Source organism: Amycolatopsis oliviviridis, from assembly GCF_014654365.1.
GTDB classification, from domain to species: domain Bacteria; phylum Actinomycetota; class Actinomycetes; order Mycobacteriales; family Pseudonocardiaceae; genus Amycolatopsis; species Amycolatopsis oliviviridis.
Genome location: NZ_BNAY01000012.1, coordinates 34,762 through 51,293, shown reverse-complemented (window position 1 = coordinate 51,293; position 16,532 = coordinate 34,762). Strand labels below are relative to the sequence as shown.

The following is a 16,532-nucleotide window of genomic DNA, read 5'->3' as shown; positions in this document are numbered from 1 at the left end:
GGCACCGCGGGCGAACCCCTCGACATCGGCCGCTCAAAACGAACAGTGTCGCTAGCTCAGAAGTACGCACTGACCATCCGCGACGGAGGCTGCGCCTTCCCGGGCTGCGACATGCCGGTGCCGCGTTGCACGGCACACCACATCGTCTTCTGGCGACACCACGGCGAAACGAAAATCGACAACCTCGTACTCCTCTGCACCAAACACCACCGGCTGATCCACCACAGCGAATGGAAAGTCCACATCGCCCAAGACGGACTCCCCGAATTCACCGCACCCACCTACCTCGACCCCACCGGACAACCCCGCCGCAACACCATGCACCTACGGACATAGGCCGACCCACGCGCAAGCAGGCGACTGATTGCGTACCTCGTCATCACCCGCGTGAGGCGAAACGGTCCAGCGCTTCCAGCTTCCAGGCCCGTTTCACGTCGCTCGAATGATGTCCCGAGCCGTCGTCGATCAGCAGTTCCGATCCGGGCCACGCGCGGGCGAGTTCCCAGGCCGTGTCCACCGGGCAGCTCAGGTCCCGGCGCCCGTGGATCAGTACCCCGGGAATGTCCCGCAACAGACCGGCGTCGCGGATCAGCGCGCCGGGTTCCAGCCAGGCCGCATGGGAGTAGTAGTGCGTGACGATGCGCGCGAAAGCCAGTTCCCAGTCGCCGATCGGACCATTGTGGACGGTCGCACCGGGCTCCAGCGAAAGGACGGTGTCCTCCCATGAACACCAGGAACGAGCGGCCTCGGTGCGCACGTGCGGATCGGGATCCTCCATGAGCCGCGCGTAGGCGGCGACCAGGTCACCGGAGAGATCACCGCGGAAGCGGGCCCACTCTTCGGGGAAGAACCGGCCGGCGCCGCGATACAACCAGTCGATCTCGGAAGGACGTGTCGTGCTGATCGAGCTGACGATGATCTCCGTGACCCGCTCCGGAAAGCGTTCGGCGTAGGCGAGCGCGAGCGTCGTACCCCACGATCCGCCGGTCACGAGCCAGCGTTCGATGCCCAGCTGTTCCCGCAACAGTTCCATGTCGGAGACGAGATGTTCCGTCGTGTTGTGCCGCATATCGGTCGCCGGATCGCTCGCGTGCGGCGTGCTGCGGCCGCAGCCGCGCTGGTCGAACAGCACGACGCGGTAGCGGGCCGGGTCGAACATCCGCCGCATACCCGGCACGCAACCCTGTCCGGGGCCGCCGTGCAGCACGACCGCGGGTTTCCCGGCCGGATTCCCGCAGGTCTCCCAGTAGACGACATTGCCGTCACCTACCGCGAGCAGTCCCTTGTCGTAGGGCTCGACGGGTGGATAGAGGTCGATCATGAAGCCAGCCTAGACCGTCAGTGAGGCACTGAAACACTTTCGCCGCAACGAAGTTCAGCACACCGGCCCTTTCTTCGCCGCACCGGAAGGGGGAGATTCATTGGTACCGCGAGATTCACCCGAAATGGAGAACCATGGCGCTTGACGGCATGAACTTCACCCTTGGCGTGGAAGAAGAGTTCGTCCTCCTCGACCCCGTGGACGGCTCGGTCGCGTTGCGCGCGCCCGATCTTCTCGAAAACCTCGCCCTCGAACCGGACGTCACCGGTGAGCTGATGCGGTTCCAGATCGAGACCGCGACCGGCATCTGCCACGGCCTGGACGAAGTGCGCTCGGACCTGACGCGGCTGCGGCAGATCGTCGCGACGGCGGCGGAAGCCGATGGCTGCCTGATGGTGGCGGCGGGGGTCCCGCCCGGTGACCTGCGGGAAGACGCGCTCACGCCGGATCCCCGGTACCGGCGACTGGCCCAGGCGTTCCCCGAGCTGATCGGCGAAGCCGGGACGTGCGCCTGCCACGTGCACGTCGGCTTGCCGTCACGCGATGTCGGCGCGCGGGTCCTCGCCGGGCTGCGGCCATGGCTCGCCCCGTTGCTGGCGATCAGTGTCAATTCCCCGGTCGAGCACGGCGCCGATTCCGGCTGGTCGAGCAGGCGCTTCCCGCTCTGGGACCGGTGGCCGACGGCGAGACCGCCCGACGAATGGCCCGGCGCGGCCGCGTACGACCGGAGTATCCGGGACGCTTTGCGCCACGGCGCCGCCCTCGACACGGCGGGCGTGTACTTCTACGCCCGCCTTTCCCCTCGCCACCCCACTGTGGAAGTTCGGATCGCCGACGTCTGCTTGGCCGTCGACGACGCCGTGCTCCTCGCGGCGCTGGTGCGCGGGCTGGTCGCGACCTGCGCCAGGACGGCGATCCTGCCGCGAGCCCGCGGGTACCGGATCTCGGCGGCTCTGACGGCCGCCGCGCGCCGGGGACTAGACGGCCCAGGAATCGACGTCTTCACCGGCGAAGAGGCCGATCAGCGGGACCTGCTCGGCGAACTCGTCGATTTCGTCCGGCCCGCCCTCGACGTCGCCGGTGACACCGAAGACGTCGAACGCGGGCTGGACTCCCTGTTCGAACACGGGACGGGCGCGGTCCGGCAACGCCGGCTGCTCTCGGAAGCGGCTTCCCCGGGCGAATTCGCCGCGGATCTCGCTCACGCGACGATGAACGTGCCGACCCGGTGAAGGAGGACCGGCGTCACAGCCAGCCGGACTCCCGCGCGATCCGCACCGCGTCGACCCGGTTGCGGGCGCTGAGTTTGGACACGATGGTCGTCAGGTAGTTCCGCACGGTACCGGCGGACAGGAACAGTTCCGCCGCGATCTCGGTCGGGTCGGAGCCGACCGACGCCAGCCGGAGCACCTCGATCTCGCGCGCGGTGAGCGGGCATTCCTCGCTGTCCCACGCGGCGAGCGCCAGGTCGCCGTCGACGACGCGCCGTCCGGCGGCGACCCCGCGGACCGCGTTGGCCAGCCTGTCGGCGGGCGCGTCCTTGCGCAGGAAGCCGTTGACCTTCGCGGCCAGCGCCCGCCGGAGGGTTCCGGGGCTGCCGAGCGAAGTGAGGATCAGCGTGCGCACCCCGGGCAGTTGTTCGTGCAGTTCGGCGGCCGCGGTGAGCCCGTCCTTGCCCGGCAGGTCGATGTCGATGAGCGCGATGTCGGGGCGCGCGGACTGCGCGAGCGGGAGGATCTCGTCACCGCTCGCGCATTCGGCGACGACCTCGATGTCGGCCTCCAAGCCGAGCAGCGCGACCAGGGCCCCACGGACAATGTGCATGTCCTCCGCCACCAGGACCTTGATCATCGACCCCATCTGCCTTTCGCCTGCGTCTCGCCCCACGGGCCGACAATACTATCCTCACACAACCGTCCCGCGAAATGGAAACCGGCCCTTGACCGCCGCGGGGGGACGCGGTCAAGGGCCGGTTCTGTGTTGCCGCGGGAATACGTTCTTCGGACCGCGCCAACACGGCCGGGGGAGTTCCGGCGTGAATGCGCTACCAGGAATTTTGCGGTCGCACGCTGCGGAGATCCAGTGTTCACACCACTGCCGACCTGTGGTTTTCGCATGGTCGTCCCATGATGTGCGGACTTCCCCGAGACCGGCGAGGGGACCGTGAAATTTTCACGTCGCCGCACACATGAATCCATATCCGGCGGTGAATCAAGCACTTCAGGAGAAGCGGCGGCGAACACTACTGTCGAAACCGCAAAGCACGCCAGAATTCCTCGAGCGAAAGGACGGTACAATGGATGAGACTGTCCGGCGAGCCGTGGAGCGAGCCATTGGCGCCATGAACGAGAAACTGGGCGAAGAGCTCACTATCGACGACATCGCCCGCGCCGCGACGTTCAGCAAATTTCATTTCACCAGGGTGTTCCAGCAGGCCACCGGCGTCTCGCCCGGCCGGTTCCTGTCCGCGCTGCGGCTCGACGAGGCCAAGCGCCTGCTGCTGACCACCTCGATCACGGTCGCCGACGTCAGCCACCGCGTGGGCTACAACAGCGTCGGCACCTTCAGCACGCGGTTCAGCAGCCGCGTCGGTCTCTCCCCCTCCGCCTACCGCCAGCAGGGCGGTTTCCAGCACCGTCTGACGGGCGAACCCCGTCCCGGTGCGAAGCCGGCGATCGTCCGCGGTTTCGTGTCGGCGCCGCCGGAGATCTCGCCCGGCCTCGTCTTCGTAGGTCTCTTCCCGACGCGCATCCCCGAGGGCGCGCCCGTGCGCTACACGGTCATCGACGCCCCCGGCCCCTACCAGCTGACCGAGGTGCCGGAGGGCACCTGGCACCTCGTCGCGCACTGCGTGACCGGACCGCTCACCCGCCGCGGCACCGGGTACACCGGGCACCACGGCCCGATCACCGTCGAGCAGGGCGTCACCGCGCGGCTGGCGGACCTGCGGATGCGCCCGAAGCGCCTGTTCGACCCGCCGGTCCTGCTCGCGCTGCCCGACCTGCGGCACCGGCCGGAGCCGTTCAAGCACGCGGCCTGATCCCGCTCCCGAGTGTCAGGAAAGGGCCGTTCAAGACGGAAAACGTCTTGAACGGCCCTTTCCTGACATCCACGGGACCTCAGGCGGACAGGCGGCCCGCCTCGGGGGCGAGGCCCTCCCGGATGTTCCGCCGCCACAGTTCGTAGGCGGGCGTCCCGTCCGCCGCGTTCTCGACGACCTCGGTCGAGTCGGCCAGGTCGACGGCCTCCTCGATGCTCAGCCCGGCGAGCGTCCGCGCGGCGCGGCGGGTGTGCGGGGGGACGAACGACGAGAACGTCCTCGCCTTCACCGCGAACACGACGCCGAGGCCGAGTTCGTCCTGGTGCTCCCCCGCCGACTCGCGCAGCCTGGCCAGTCCGGGCTGGTCGCAGCCGCCCGCGAAGGTCGAGGCCAGCCCGACCCCCGCCCACAGGTCCGGACGGCGTCCGGCGGGGAAGCGGTTCACCGCCGCGGCGACCTTCACCGGGTCGGCGCCGTTGATGAACCACAGCGCCCGGCCGATGCCCTGGTCGCAGGCGCGCGGGAAGTACGCGGGGGCACCCGCCCACGGGTACGGCTTGGGGACGTACTGCCCGTCGACCCACTTGCGGGTGTCGAAGTACGCGCGATCGAACGCGTAGCCGTCGACGGCCAGCCAGCTCATCGTCGGGTGGAACGGGACGCCGTCCAGCTCCGGCAGCACCTTCTTCCACAACGGCCGGGGCAGCCGGGCCATCGCGAACCCGATGCCGATGTAGGTCAGGAACACGTGCGGGAGGCCGGGGCCGCTCATCAGCTCGGCCGTGCGGTCCTTCCGGCCGCCGGGCATGACGTCGAGGATGGTGAACGCCATCGCCGCGCCCTCGTAGGCGAATCCGCGCATCTCCTGCTCGACCATGTCCAGCCGCCGCTCGGCCTCCCACAGCGCCGGAGCGTGGATCCCCCATTCGAATCCGGCCACCACCGCCTGCGGGATCGACTCCAGCCGGGCGGTCGCCGGCGTCGGCGGCACCCCGAAGCCGCGTCCCTCGAAACCGACCGAAGCCAGCGAAGGTGCGAACAAGGCCTGTCGGAGGGCACCCAGCAGTGAGCTCATCACATACGTCCTTTGTGGATAGTGGCGGCTTCGCGCGCGTACTCGGCTCTTGCCGAGGAGACCACGCCGCGCTGGCCGTCCGCTCGACGGCCGATCGAGATCGGCGCCGGTACCGCCGAACAGGCCATTCGCGCCTCCCGCAATCGCGATTTCACCCGTTCGCCAGATGAATTCACCGGGGTGGAACGTACTCGACGAGGAATGAAAAGCACTTGTGGCGGCAATTTTACCGTCCTCTGGCCTAACACTCGGTAATCGATCGATCGCAGTTTCATACTTGTCGAACCTTCACCATCAACGCTGCTCACCAGGGCATTGATCGACCGAGCAGGCCGCCGGAAAAAGCACAACCTTGCATCGTGCGATTCAGATTCACTCTTCCAGGTTTGCTATGTACACTGAGAGTTAGCGCGTTTTGGGGAAGAGGAGGTCGGAGTGATCCGAGTCCTATTGGCCGAGGATATGCACATGGTCCGCGGCGCCTTGGTCGCTCTGCTGAACCTCGAACAGGACATCGAGGTCGTCGCGGAGGTCTGCTCGGGCGACAAGATCCTCCCGATGGCCGCGGAGTACCTCCCGGACGTCGCGATCATCGACATCGACCTGCCCGCCAAGGACGGACTCGCCGCCGCTTCCGAGCTCTACCAGCAACTTCCCAGCGTCCGCACGCTGATTCTCACGTCGCTGGGCCGGCCGGGCACGGTGCGCCGCGCGCTCGACGCGAAGGTCAACGGCTTCCTGCTCAAGGACGCGCCCGCCGACAAGCTCGCCAACGCCGTCCGCTCGGTCGCCATCGGCCGCCGCGTCATCGACAGTGAACTCGCGTTGTCCGCCTGGGAAACGGAGGACTGCCCGCTGACCCCGCGGGAGGTCGAGATCCTCCGGCTCGCCGCGAACGGGCGCACGGTCGCCGACATCGCGGCGGAACTGTTCCTCTCACCGGGTACCGTGCGGAACTATCTCGCCACCGTGGTCACGAAACTCAACGCCCGCAACCGGGTGGACGCCATCCGCATCGCCACCGATTCCGACTGGCTCTGACCCCGCGCGCGTCTTCTCCTTTGCCACGAACGGTTCCGCGCTCCAGGTCGTGACGATCGCATACGGGGCAAAGAAGAAATCATGGCTCGCCGGGTGTTTCCGGCACTGTTCCGAAGGTTCCGCCTCTGTCACCGTCACAGAGGGGGAGTCCGCCGGAGGGGCAGGGGATGCACGCGATGACCATCGAACCGGGAGACACGGCCACCGCGCCGGTCGCCTCGAACCGGGAGCCGGACGCGCCGCGCGCCCGGCTGCTCGGACCTCTGGAACTGCACGCCGGCGGCGCCGATCGTGCGCCGACCACACCGAAACTCCTGCAACTGCTGGCGATGCTGCTCATCCGTCCCGGCAAGACGGTCCATGTCGACTCCCTGATCCACGAGCTCTGGTCCGACGCGCCCCCGCGCAGTGCCCGCCGGACCCTGCACACCTACGTCCACCACCTCCGCCGTCACCTCGACCCCGACGGCGACGCCGGCCTGCTGGTCACCAGTCCGCCCGGGTTCCGGCTCGACGTCGACCCCGCCATGGTCGACGTGTCGGAGTTCCAGCGACTGCACCGGCTCGGTCGCGACCTGCTGGACGAAGGCGACAACGCGGCGGCCGCGCACGCGTTCCGTACCGCACTGGACCTGTGGTCCGGTCCACCGCTGGCCAACATCCACTGTGGACCGACCCTGGCCGCCTACACCGTCTATCTGCTGGAGCACCGGCGCAACGCCCGTGACCTGTGGATCGAGGCCGAGATCCGGTCCGGGCGGCACCGGGAGATGCTCGGCGTGCTGCGGTCGCTGACCACCGCGAACCCGTTCGACGAAACCCTGCACGGCCAGCTGATCCGCGCGCTGGGACTCAGCGGGCGGCGCAGCGACGCGCTGGCGGCCTACCACTGGCTGCGCACGAGACTCGAGGACGAACTGGGGGTGGAACCCTGCGCCGAACTGCGAGAGCTGCACCGCGAACTGCTTTCCGAGGGACACCCGATCCGCTGAACGAGCACCACCCCGCCACCAGATCAAGGAAGTTGAGGAGTCAAGCATGACCGCTCGCACCTACGGCCAGTTCTGCGGCCTCGCCCGCGCGCTCGAGATCATCGGGGAACGCTGGTCCCTGCTCGTGATCCGTGACCTGGTGCTCGGCCCGAAGCGCTTCGACGAGCTGCAGCAGGGCCTGCCGAAGATCCCGACGAGCATCCTGTCGACCCGGCTGAACGAACTCGAACGGCACGGCGTCGTCCAGCGCCGGGTGCTCTCGCAGCTCGACGCCGGGGTGGTCTACGAGCTGACCGAGTACGGCAACGACCTCGACCAGATCCTGCTGCAGCTGGGCCTGTGGGGCGCCCGTTCGCTCACCGACCCGGCGGCCGACGACCTGTTCACCCTGGACGCGGCCATCCTGTCGCTGTACACGACCTTCCAGCCGGACGCGGCACGCGGCGTCGAGGGCGCCTTCGAGCTGCATTACGGCGACCAGATGATCGTCCACGCGGTGGTCGAGGACGGCGCCGTGACCGCGGGCGAGGGCCCGCACCCGGAGCCGGACCTGGTGATCGAGCCGCGCGGCCCGCTCATGCTCAAGCTGCTGAACGGCGAGCTGGACGCCACGAGCGCGCTCACCTGCGGCGCCGTCGCCATCAAGGGCGACCCGGCGAAGCTGGAGCTGTTCACCCGGCTGTTCCACATCCCGTCGGCCCCGTCCAAGACCGAAGGGCTCGTCACCCACTGAGCAGGTGTCCGCGGCGGGACCGGGCGACCGGTCCCGCTCGGTCACTCGAAGCGTGAGGTGTCGCCGGCCCCCCGGCGCACGATCTCCGGCTCTCCCGACGAGAAATCGATGACCGTGGTGGGTTCGACCCCGCACTCGCCGGAGTCGATCACCGCGTCCACCACGTGTTCCAGCCGCTCCTTGATGTCCCAGCCCTGGGTCATGGGCTCTTCCTGGTCGGGCAGCAGCAGCGTGCTCGACAGCAGCGGTTCGCCGAGCTCGCCCAGCAGTGCCTGGGTGACCACGTGGTCCGGGATGCGCACGCCGACGGTCTTCTTCTTGGCGTGCATCAGCCGGCGCGGAACCTCCTTGGTCGCCGGGAGGATGAACGTGTAGCTGCCCGGGGTGGACGCCTTGACCGCGCGGAAGACCGCGTTGTCCACGTGCACGAACTGGCCCAGCTGGGCGAAGTCCTGGCACACCAGGGTGAAATGGTGGCGGTCGTCCAGCTTGCGGATGCTCCGGATGCGATCGATGCCGTCCTTGTTCCCCAGCTGGCAGCCGAGGGCGAAGCACGAGTCCGTCGGGTACGCGATCAGTCCGTCCTCGCGCAGGATGTCGACGACCTGTCCGATCGCGCGTCGTTGCGGATTCTCCGGATGTACGTCGAAATACCTGGCCATGCGCCGAGCTTAGGGCCACCGGCGCCCGCGCGCCGCGAGAGCCCGCCCCGTGTCGCGTACACAGTGGAACCCCGGCGTGCCTCACGTCTTCCATCGTGGCGTGTTCCGCGATCGTCCGCAGGGTCCGAACGTCCCACACCCGCGCGGGTGGTCTCCCGGATTTTCCCTGTGCCCGACGGGGAAAACGTCTCCTTGTTCGTCGTTCTCCCTTACCCGGAAGGATCAACCGAGGTAACAAGCATGGGTTAGGATCCGAATACACCGCGATGGAAGGTCGTGCGGCGCCCGGCCTCGGCCGTCGCGAGGGCGAAGCACAACGAAGAAGACACGTCTCCTGTTACCTCTGGGGTGCCTGTGCCGGAACAGCTCGCGGTGACCGCCGAACCTCTGGGGACCGCCGGGATCGACCGGCGCCCCCGCAGAGCGCTGTTCCTCGCCGGGCTGATCATCACCGTCGTCTTCGTCAACTCCTGCCTGTTCGGCCTCCTCGCCGTCCTGCTGCGGCCAGGGGTGGACTTCTGGCAGGGCCTGCTGGCGGTGCTGTACGTCGGGCCCGTACTGGCCATCCAGCTGCTGTACTTCAGCCGTCCGGCGGTCCGTCTGGACACAAGGCTCGCGAAAGCCATGCTGGTGGTCCAGGCGTGCCTCGCCTACCTGCCGACGCTGCACTTCGAGGCGGCGCTGAGCTCGCTGACCACCCTCGCGGCGGGCAGCGCGCTGCTGCTGTTCCGGCCGAGGACGGGCTGGACGGTGTTCACCGTGTTCATGGCGGGCACCACGTGGATCCTGTGGACCTACGACGACACGTGGCTCGGCGCGGTGTTCGACAGCATCACCGCGATCTTCTACGCGCTGGTCGTGTACCTGCTGACCTGGCTCGCGCGGCTGGTGACCGAGCTGCACCAGGCCAGGACCGAACTGGCGCGACGGGCCGTGGCCGAGCAGCGGCTGGCCTTCGCGAGGGACCTGCACGACCTGCTCGGGCTCAGCCTGTCCGCGATCGCGCTCAAGGGCGAACTGGTGCACCGGCTGCTGCGCAAGTCGCTGGACCGGGCGCGCGAGGAACTCGCCGAGATCACCGGGATCGCCCAGCGGACGCTGTCCGACGTGCGGTCGGTGGCCAGGGGCTACCGGGAGCTTTCGCTCGACAAGGAGTCGCGGACCGCGGTGTCGCTGCTCTCGGCGTCGAACGTCGCGGTGCGGCTCGACCTCGAGCAGGTCAAGCTGCCGGTGAAGCTGCGCACCCTGCTGGCGAAGGTGCTGCGGGAGGGCGTCACGAACGTGCTCCGCTACACCGGCGTCGAGCAGTGCGAGATCACCGTGCGCGAGACCGGCGGCCGGGTCGCGCTGGAGATCGTCCACGACGGGACGGCGCACGAGGACGTCCCGGCGGAAACGGCCGAAAGCCTGTTCGAGGTGACCAAGGAGGTCGCCGGGCACGGCGGGACGCTGAGCGCGGGCCCCGACGCGGCGGGCCGGTGGCGGCTGCGCGCCGAGCTCCCGGTACCCGACCAGGCCGAACCCACCGAGACCGCGCTGGCCCAGGCGCCCGGCCACTGGTCCCGGATCGACGCCAGGAACGTCCAATGGACGCTGACGGTGGTCTTCATCCTCTTCGGTCTCTCCGCGATGAGCCGGGCCTTCATGCTGACCGGGACCGACGACCTGTGGACCGCGCTGTCCGAGAACACCTGGTACATCGCGTTCACCGCCGGCTACCTCACCGCGCTGATCACCCTGCAACTGTCCTATTTCGCCCGGCCGAACGTCCGGCTGCGCTCACGGCAGAGCTACGCGCTGCTGTTCGTCCAGGCCTGTCTGACCTTCCTGCCGCTGATCCCGCTCGGCAACACCTGGGTGAGCCTGCCCAGCCTGTTCGCCGGCACCGCGCTGCTGGTGCTGCCGCCGCTGCTGGGGTGGACGGCGTTCGCGGTGACCGCCGCCGGCGTGGTCCTGGTCCGGATCGAGTACGGCACCGACTTCCTCGGCGGCTTCTACAGCTTCGCGTCCATCCTGAACACGGGCCTGATGGTCTTCGGTCTCATCTGGCTGATCCGGCTGGTGACCGAGCTGGGCGAGACCAGGAAACGGCTCGCCGAGGTCGCGGTCGCGGAAGAGCGGCTGCGGTTCGCCCGCGACCTGCACGACCTGCTGGGGATGAGCCTGTCGGCGATCGCGCTCAAGAGCGAGCTGACCAGCCGGATCATGGACATCGACACCGACCGCGCCTCCGACGAGCTGCTCGAGATCCTCGGGCTGACCCGGCAGGCGCTGACCGACGTCCGCTCGGTGGCGAGCGGCTACCGCGAACTGTCGCTGGATCAGGAGTCCCGGTCGGCGCAGGCGGTGCTGGTGGCCGCCGACGTGCAGGTGCGGCTGGAGATCGAGCACGAGGACCTGCCGGCCACGGTGCGGACGGTGCTCGCCGTGGTGCTGCGCGAGGGCGTGACGAATGTGTTGCGGCACAGCAAGGTCGAACGCTGCGAGATCGCCGTGCGGCGGATCGGCGACGGGGTCGCGCTGGACATCGTCAACGACGGTGTGGAGAACGGGCGGCCGCCGAAGCCGGAGCGGCCGGTGCGGGTCGAGGCCGCGGGCAGCGGCATCACGAACATGTCGGACCGGGTCGCCGGTCTCGGCGGCGAACTGACCGCGGGCGTCGAGGCGGACGGACGGTTCCGGCTGCGCGCGGTCGTGCCGGTCTAGGGCGCGGCTAGATCCAGCCGGACTCCTTGGCGATGCGGATCGCGTCGACCCGGTTGCGCGCGTTGAGCTTGGACACGATCGTGGTCAGGTAGTTGCGCACGGTTCCGGTGGAGAGAAAGGCTTTCGCCGCGACCTCCAGGGTGTCGCGGCCTTCCGCGGTCAGCCGCAGGACGTCGATCTCCCTCGGGGTCAGCGGGCATTCCACGGTGTCCCAGGCGGCGAGCGCCAGATCGCCGTCGACCATCCGCCGTCCGGCCGCCACGCCGCGTACCGCGTTGGCGAGTTTCTCCGCGGGGGCGTCCTTCAACAGGAACCCGTTCACCTTGGCCGCCAGGGCCCGGCGGAGCGTCCCGGGCCTGCCGAGGCTGGTCAAGATCAGCGTTCTGACCTCGGGAAGCTGCTCGTGGAGTTCGGTGGCCGCGGTGAGCCCGTCCTTGCCGGGGAGATCGATGTCGATGACCGCGACCTGGGTCCGCGAAGTCCGTGCGGCGCTGAGGATCTCGTCACCGGAGGCCACTTCGGACACCACTTCGATGTCCGGCTCCAAACGCAGCAGCGCGACGAGCGCTCCCCGGACGATGTGCATGTCTTCGGCCACGAGAACTCTGATCACCATCCGCGCCGCCCCTTCAACGCACACCCCCGTGGGCCCAACATAAACACGCCCGGACGGAACGCGTTCCACCGTTCGGGTGGTGAGTCGGCTTGGTCCACTTCGGAGGCGCTAGGGCAAAAGGGTCACGCGGCTACGGATTCCGCAGTCGGTCGGTGACTTTCCGTCGTCATGGCCGGGACCCGCACCGCGAGGAGCGCGGCGGCCGCGAGCACGACCGCCAGCAGGAGGAACGTGGTGCGTGCCGCGGTGAGCTCGCCGTCGGCGAGCCTGGCCTGGAACACCACGCCCGCGACGGCCGCCCCGAGTGCCGAACCGACGTGGCGCGCGGTGTTGAGCACGCCCGACGCGGCGCCGACGGCGTCCGGCGGGATGGCGCGGAGGGCTTCGGTCGTCGCGGGCGCGATCGCGAGCCCCTGTCCGGCGCCGACGGCGATCAGCGGGACGAGGAACACGGCCGCCGTCGACGTCTCGTCCGGCAGCAACGCCGTCGCGACCACCCCCGCCGCGTACAGCGCCAGCCCGCCCACCAGCAGCCAGCGGCCGCCGACGCGGTCGGCCAGCCGTCCCGCCACCGGGGCGACCGCGCTGAGCGCCAGCGTCCACGGCAGGGCGGCCACGCCCGACATCAGCGGGCTCATCCCGAGCAGGTTCTGCGTCAGGAGCACGAAGACCAGCAGGAAGCCGGCGATCGAGAACGCCGTCGCACCGGTGAGCACGGTGGCGATCCGGTAGCCGCGGTCGCGGTAGAGCCCCAGCGGTATCAGGGGATCTCTCCTCCCCCGCTCCCAGCGGACGAACGCGGCCAGCGCGACGATCGCGACGGCGAAGCCCGCGATCGTCCCCGTCTTCCCGATGAGCCCGTAGACGACGCCGACCAGGCCCGCGGTCACCAGCAGCACGCCGACGACGTCGAACCGGTGCGGCCGTCCGGTCCGCGCGTCCGGCACCACGCGCAGCGCGAGGACGATGCCCGCGAGGCCGACCGGGACGTTGAGCAGGAACACCGACTGCCAGCCGAACTCGGTGACCAGCAGCCCGCCGAGGGTGGGACCGCTGATGGCGGCGATCCCGGCGACGGCGGTGAACAGGCCGAACGCGGCGCCGCGGCGGGCGGGCGGGAAGATCGCCGCGATCAGCACGAACGCCTGCGGGCTCAGGATCGCCGCGCCGATCCCCTGCGCGACGCGGGCGGCGATGAGCCACGCCGGGTCGGTCGCGAGGCCGCAAAGCGCGGAGGCGAGGGTGAACACCGCGAGCCCCAGCACGAACAGCCGCCGCGGCCCGGCCAGATCACCGAGCCTGCCGAAGAAGACCAGCAGCGACGCCAGTGCCAGCAGATATCCGTTGAGGATCCAGAGGATCTCGCCGATCCCGGCATCGAGCCTGGTCATCATGTCGGGTACGGCGGTGTTGACGATGGTCGTGTCGAGCAGCACGAGGAAATTCGCGACGCAGAGCACGCCGAGGACGCGCCACGGATTCGGCCCGGCTGTGGTCATCTCGCTTCCCTCCCACGCGCGAACCGGCCGTTCCCCGGCTTCCGGGAAACGGCCGGCAGGGATGGCTCTCAGCTCGCCTCGGCCAGCGGCGGGGCGGTACAACAGGCGCCGGTGAAACAGTTGAAGACCTCACCGCGCGGCTGGTTGGTCCAGTGGTCGAAGCGGTCGATCACCAGCTCGACCTGGTTCCGCGCGGAATCGGTGTCGATTCCCTGGACGGCGAAGAGCGAGCGGACGTTGTCGGTCACAGCGTTCTTCATCGAATGGCTCCCAGGCGTTTCGGTGGTTTTCCTTCGATGAGGAAATCGTGCTTCCCGGGGCCGGTACGCGGCCAGTGCCATGCATCATCGTGGGGATGTGCTTTTCGCCTACGCCAGACGGTTCGCCCGGCTGCTCCACTTCCGCGATCATGGACTTCGAACGGAGTAGCGGAGTCCGTTTTCGATTACGGTTCGTGTCCGGCCGCGCTCATCGAGGCACGGTGACCGCTTGTGGTCACCGTGCCGGATTCATCATCCTGATGGCGTAGTCACCCGGCGAGCAGGCGCGCCAGACCGGCGTACCCGCCTTCTTTCAGCCGGACGCCCGAAGTCTTCGCGTAACCGGCGTCGGCGCGGATCCCGAGTCCCTCGACCATCCGGTTCATGAAGTTGAACAGGGCGCAGACGAGGACGGCGTCGTGCAGCGCGGCTTCGTCCCACCCGGCGGCGAACACGGCTTCGGCGTCCTCCTCGGTCACCTCGGACGGCGTGCGCGTCAGCTTGCCCACGTAGGCCAGCACGGGCTTCATGCGCTCGTCCACGGGCGAGGAGCCGAGATCGGTCAGCGCGGCCGCCAGAAGTCCTTCCGGCACACCGAAAGCCTCCGCGGTGACGGTGTGGACCCCGTGGCAGTACCGGCAATCGTTGACGCCGGAGACGTAGGCGGCGATCAGCTCCCGCTCCCCCGCGTCGAACGCCGACGGCGCCCGCATGATCAGTTCGTGGAAGTCCAGCAGTTTCGACGCGGGCGCGGGGAACTTCTGGAAGACCTGCAGCAGAGTGGCGTCAGTCGGCAAAGACCCGAGATAGGACATCGTGTGTACCGCTCCCCTTTTCCGGTGTCCGCCCGTGTCCGGCGGACTCGGCCATGTCGTCGATGTCGTCGCGACGCAGCCAGCAGGCCGCGAGGCAGGCCACCGACGCCGGGCCCAGCCCGGTCACCGTGGCCGTGACCCGCGCGATGGTGTGTTCCCATTCTCTGCGCAGGGAACCGGCGGACGTCATCTCCGAACCTGCTTCGATCAGCGGGCGGACCTCGCGCCAGCGGAGGATCCCGGCATCGACCAGGGCTCCGGTGCTGAGGTCGAGCGCGTCGTGCCGGGCCTGGTCGACCGCGAGGGCGACCAGCGCCGGCTCGTCGGCGAGCCGCGCGAGCCCGACGCCGGCGAGCAGCCGTTCGGCGTCCAGGCCCATCAGGATCACCCCTGCCTCGGTCGAGGGGGCGTCGTCGATCGAGGGCAGGGTGAACCGGGAGTCGTAGGGCTCAGACACGGGCGACGTCCTTCGCGGCCGCCCGCAGCGGGGCGTCCCGGCGCAGATTCTCGGCGACGGTGGCCGCGACCCGCGCGGTGGCGACGCGGTGGCCGTCGATGTTGCGGGCGGCCGGGCCGAGCGCCATTCCCGCGGCCGCGCCGACGGCGAAGACGCGAGGCGCGCCGACGTAGGCGAAGGTGCGCTCGTCCAGTCGCGGCCAGCCGCCGCGGTCGAGGACGGCGTCGTCGGGCATCAGGCCGTCGCCGATCGACGGCGTGGTGCCGAGCGCGAGGACGGCGTGGTCCACGGAAACCCGCGAACCGTCTTCGAGGTGGAGGCCGACGCCCGGGGTCACCTTCGTGATCGCCTTGCCGCGATGCACGACCAGCCGCCCCTCGGCTTCGGCCGCTTCGAGCATCGGCCGGAACTCGAACATGATCGACGCGCGGCGGAAACGGCCCATCAGTTCGAGCCTGTCGGACCAGCTCACGCCGTCGAAGCGGGCGCGGCCTTCCGGCCGGAAGAAGGACGAGTTGACGTCGGCGCATTGGTAGCGCTCGCCGGCTTCGCGGACCACCCAGTGCACCTCGCGGCCTTGGGCCAGCCCGTTGGAGATCAGATGCGCGGCGGTGAGGCCGGCACCGACGACGGCGAGGCGTTTCCCGCCCTGGGGAACGGGTTCGTCCCAGTAACTCACGCCGCGCGGCGGATAGCCGCCGCCCCACCAGGTGTCCGGGGCGGACCGGCGTTCCTCGCCGAGGCACAGCACCGCGTGGCGCGCGGTGATGGAGAACCGGTCGGCGCGCACGGTGACCGCGTCCGACGTCGGCAGGACCTCGCGAACCGAACCGCGCCAGGTCCGCTCGGTGACGTGGTGGCTCGCGGCCAGATGGCGGCAGTAGGCCTCGAAGACGTCGACGGGGACGACCGAGCGGTGCCCGGCCTGCGCCATCCGGATCTCCCGGCGCTCCACCGGGGTCAGCACCGACCAGTGCAGCCGGGCGAAGTCCAGGAGTTCGCAGTCCCGGTAGCCCTCGACGCCGGGATGGTGTTCGTACGGCGACCGCAGCACACGCTGGCCGAGCAGGTCGACGCGGTCGAAGAACCGGCCGCAGGGACGGCCGTCGCGGTCGACGACGACGATGTCGCGGACACCGTGGTGCCACAACGCGGAAGCGACCGCGAGCCCCGCCGGGCCCGCGCCGACGATGACGACGTCGGCGCCGGGCGGCGGTTCGGCGGTGACGGCCGCACGGGTCGCCGGCAGGACCGGCCATTCCCGCCCGCGCGGCGATTCGAGCAGATGGGGTTCCGGGACGAAGGTGATCACCGG

17 protein-coding genes are annotated in these 16,532 nt (G+C 69.4%); 7 read left to right on the top strand and 10 right to left on the bottom strand.

The features are described 5' to 3' along the window. On the top strand, positions 1 to 336 hold a 336-nt coding region (locus tag IE302_RS37715; protein ID WP_191259254.1), incomplete at its 5' end, for an HNH endonuclease signature motif containing protein. Between the two features lie 43 nt (positions 337 to 379). On the opposite strand, the gene pip is transcribed toward IE302_RS37715, so the two are convergent. Then, positions 380 to 1,321 (bottom strand): prolyl aminopeptidase, encoded by a 942-nt coding sequence (gene pip / locus IE302_RS37710; RefSeq protein WP_191259253.1) that lies wholly within the window; start codon positions 1,319 to 1,321, stop codon positions 380 to 382. A 134-nt stretch (positions 1,322 to 1,455) separates the two neighbouring features. On the opposite strand from pip, the gene IE302_RS37705 reads away from it, so the two are divergent. Then, complete coding sequence (locus tag IE302_RS37705) at positions 1,456 to 2,553, top strand: carboxylate-amine ligase (RefSeq protein WP_191259252.1); 1,098 nt, start codon at positions 1,456 to 1,458, stop codon at positions 2,551 to 2,553. Positions 2,554 to 2,566: 13 nt separating this feature from the next. On the opposite strand, the gene IE302_RS37700 is transcribed toward IE302_RS37705, so the two are convergent. Continuing rightward, positions 2,567 to 3,172: a response regulator transcription factor gene (locus tag IE302_RS37700; protein WP_005154150.1), complete on the bottom strand. Its 606-nt coding sequence runs from the start codon at positions 3,170 to 3,172 to the stop codon at positions 2,567 to 2,569. Positions 3,173 to 3,662: 490 nt separating this feature from the next. Here IE302_RS37700 and IE302_RS37695 point away from each other — a divergent pair, with 490 nt between their 5' ends. Further along, the gene (locus IE302_RS37695) at positions 3,663 to 4,361 is read left to right on the top strand and encodes an AraC family transcriptional regulator (protein ID WP_191259251.1); all 699 of its coding nucleotides are present in this window, start codon (positions 3,663 to 3,665) and stop codon (positions 4,359 to 4,361) included. A gap of 79 nt (positions 4,362 to 4,440) precedes the next feature. On the opposite strand, the gene IE302_RS37690 is transcribed toward IE302_RS37695, so the two are convergent. Next, positions 4,441 to 5,436: a DUF1702 family protein gene (locus tag IE302_RS37690; protein WP_191259250.1), complete on the bottom strand. Its 996-nt coding sequence runs from the start codon at positions 5,434 to 5,436 to the stop codon at positions 4,441 to 4,443. Positions 5,437 to 5,871: 435 nt separating this feature from the next. Here IE302_RS37690 and IE302_RS37685 point away from each other — a divergent pair, with 435 nt between their 5' ends. The 3 genes from IE302_RS37685 (at position 5,872) to IE302_RS37675 (ending at position 8,202) form a co-directional block, all read left to right on the top strand. Continuing rightward, entirely contained in the window at positions 5,872 to 6,477 is a 606-nt protein-coding gene (locus IE302_RS37685; RefSeq protein WP_026466657.1) for a response regulator transcription factor, read from the top strand. A gap of 167 nt (positions 6,478 to 6,644) precedes the next feature. Continuing rightward, entirely contained in the window at positions 6,645 to 7,469 is an 825-nt protein-coding gene (locus tag IE302_RS37680) for an AfsR/SARP family transcriptional regulator (protein ID WP_191259249.1), read from the top strand. 46 nt (positions 7,470 to 7,515) lie between these two features. Then, entirely contained in the window at positions 7,516 to 8,202 is a 687-nt protein-coding gene (locus IE302_RS37675) for a winged helix-turn-helix transcriptional regulator (protein WP_191259248.1), read from the top strand. A gap of 41 nt (positions 8,203 to 8,243) precedes the next feature. Here IE302_RS37675 and IE302_RS37670 read toward each other — a convergent pair whose 3' ends face one another. Then, positions 8,244 to 8,864, bottom strand: a complete 621-nt coding sequence (locus tag IE302_RS37670; RefSeq protein WP_191259247.1) for an L-threonylcarbamoyladenylate synthase — start codon at positions 8,862 to 8,864, stop codon at positions 8,244 to 8,246. Between the two features lie 354 nt (positions 8,865 to 9,218). Here IE302_RS37670 and IE302_RS37665 point away from each other — a divergent pair, with 354 nt between their 5' ends. Beyond that, entirely contained in the window at positions 9,219 to 11,570 is a 2,352-nt protein-coding gene (locus tag IE302_RS37665) for a sensor histidine kinase (protein ID WP_191259246.1), read from the top strand. Positions 11,571 to 11,577: 7 nt separating this feature from the next. Here the strand turns inward: IE302_RS37665 and IE302_RS37660 are convergent, their stop codons facing one another. The 6 genes from IE302_RS37660 to IE302_RS37635 form a co-directional block, all read right to left on the bottom strand. Continuing rightward, positions 11,578 to 12,183, bottom strand: coding sequence for a response regulator (locus IE302_RS37660; RefSeq protein ID WP_494492213.1), 606 nt, complete (start codon positions 12,181 to 12,183; stop codon positions 11,578 to 11,580). 125 nt (positions 12,184 to 12,308) lie between these two features. After that, positions 12,309 to 13,685 carry an MFS transporter gene (locus tag IE302_RS37655; RefSeq protein ID WP_191259244.1) on the bottom strand — a complete coding sequence of 459 codons (1,377 nt, stop codon included), beginning with the start codon at positions 13,683 to 13,685 and terminating at the stop codon, positions 12,309 to 12,311. 68 nt (positions 13,686 to 13,753) lie between these two features. Next, positions 13,754 to 13,945, bottom strand: coding sequence for a hypothetical protein (locus tag IE302_RS37650; RefSeq protein ID WP_191259243.1), 192 nt, complete (start codon positions 13,943 to 13,945; stop codon positions 13,754 to 13,756). 269 nt (positions 13,946 to 14,214) lie between these two features. Continuing rightward, a complete protein-coding gene (locus tag IE302_RS37645) occupies positions 14,215 to 14,760 on the bottom strand; it encodes a carboxymuconolactone decarboxylase family protein (RefSeq protein WP_191259242.1) in 546 nt (181 codons plus the stop codon). Beyond that, positions 14,732 to 15,217 carry a DUF6187 family protein gene (locus tag IE302_RS37640; RefSeq protein ID WP_191259241.1) on the bottom strand — a complete coding sequence of 162 codons (486 nt, stop codon included), beginning with the start codon at positions 15,215 to 15,217 and terminating at the stop codon, positions 14,732 to 14,734. Before IE302_RS37640 ends, IE302_RS37645 begins: the two co-directional genes overlap by 29 nt. Then, positions 15,210 to 16,529, bottom strand: coding sequence for an FAD-dependent oxidoreductase (locus IE302_RS37635; RefSeq protein WP_191259240.1), 1,320 nt, complete (start codon positions 16,527 to 16,529; stop codon positions 15,210 to 15,212). The genes IE302_RS37640 and IE302_RS37635 overlap by 8 nt, the downstream gene beginning before the upstream one ends. Positions 16,530 to 16,532 lie beyond the last annotated feature (3 nt).

Bases quoted from the DNA above. Each gene is read 5' to 3' on its own strand.
- pip (WP_191259253.1), bottom strand. From the start codon at position 1,321: ATGATCGACCTCTATCCACCCGTCGAGCCCTACGACAAGGGACTGCTC.
- IE302_RS37705 (WP_191259252.1), top strand. From the start codon at position 1,456: ATGGCGCTTGACGGCATGAACTTCACCCTTGGCGTGGAAGAAGAGTTC.
- IE302_RS37700 (WP_005154150.1), bottom strand. From the start codon at position 3,172: ATGATCAAGGTCCTGGTGGCGGAGGACATGCACATTGTCCGTGGGGCC.
- IE302_RS37695 (WP_191259251.1), top strand. From the start codon at position 3,663: ATGAACGAGAAACTGGGCGAAGAGCTCACTATCGACGACATCGCCCGC.
- IE302_RS37690 (WP_191259250.1), bottom strand. From the start codon at position 5,436: ATGAGCTCACTGCTGGGTGCCCTCCGACAGGCCTTGTTCGCACCTTCG.
- IE302_RS37680 (WP_191259249.1), top strand. From the start codon at position 6,645: ATGCACGCGATGACCATCGAACCGGGAGACACGGCCACCGCGCCGGTC.
- IE302_RS37675 (WP_191259248.1), top strand. From the start codon at position 7,516: ATGACCGCTCGCACCTACGGCCAGTTCTGCGGCCTCGCCCGCGCGCTC.
- IE302_RS37670 (WP_191259247.1), bottom strand. From the start codon at position 8,864: ATGGCCAGGTATTTCGACGTACATCCGGAGAATCCGCAACGACGCGCG.
- IE302_RS37655 (WP_191259244.1), bottom strand. From the start codon at position 13,685: ATGACCACAGCCGGGCCGAATCCGTGGCGCGTCCTCGGCGTGCTCTGC.
- IE302_RS37650 (WP_191259243.1), bottom strand. From the start codon at position 13,945: ATGAAGAACGCTGTGACCGACAACGTCCGCTCGCTCTTCGCCGTCCAG.
- IE302_RS37645 (WP_191259242.1), bottom strand. From the start codon at position 14,760: ATGTCCTATCTCGGGTCTTTGCCGACTGACGCCACTCTGCTGCAGGTC.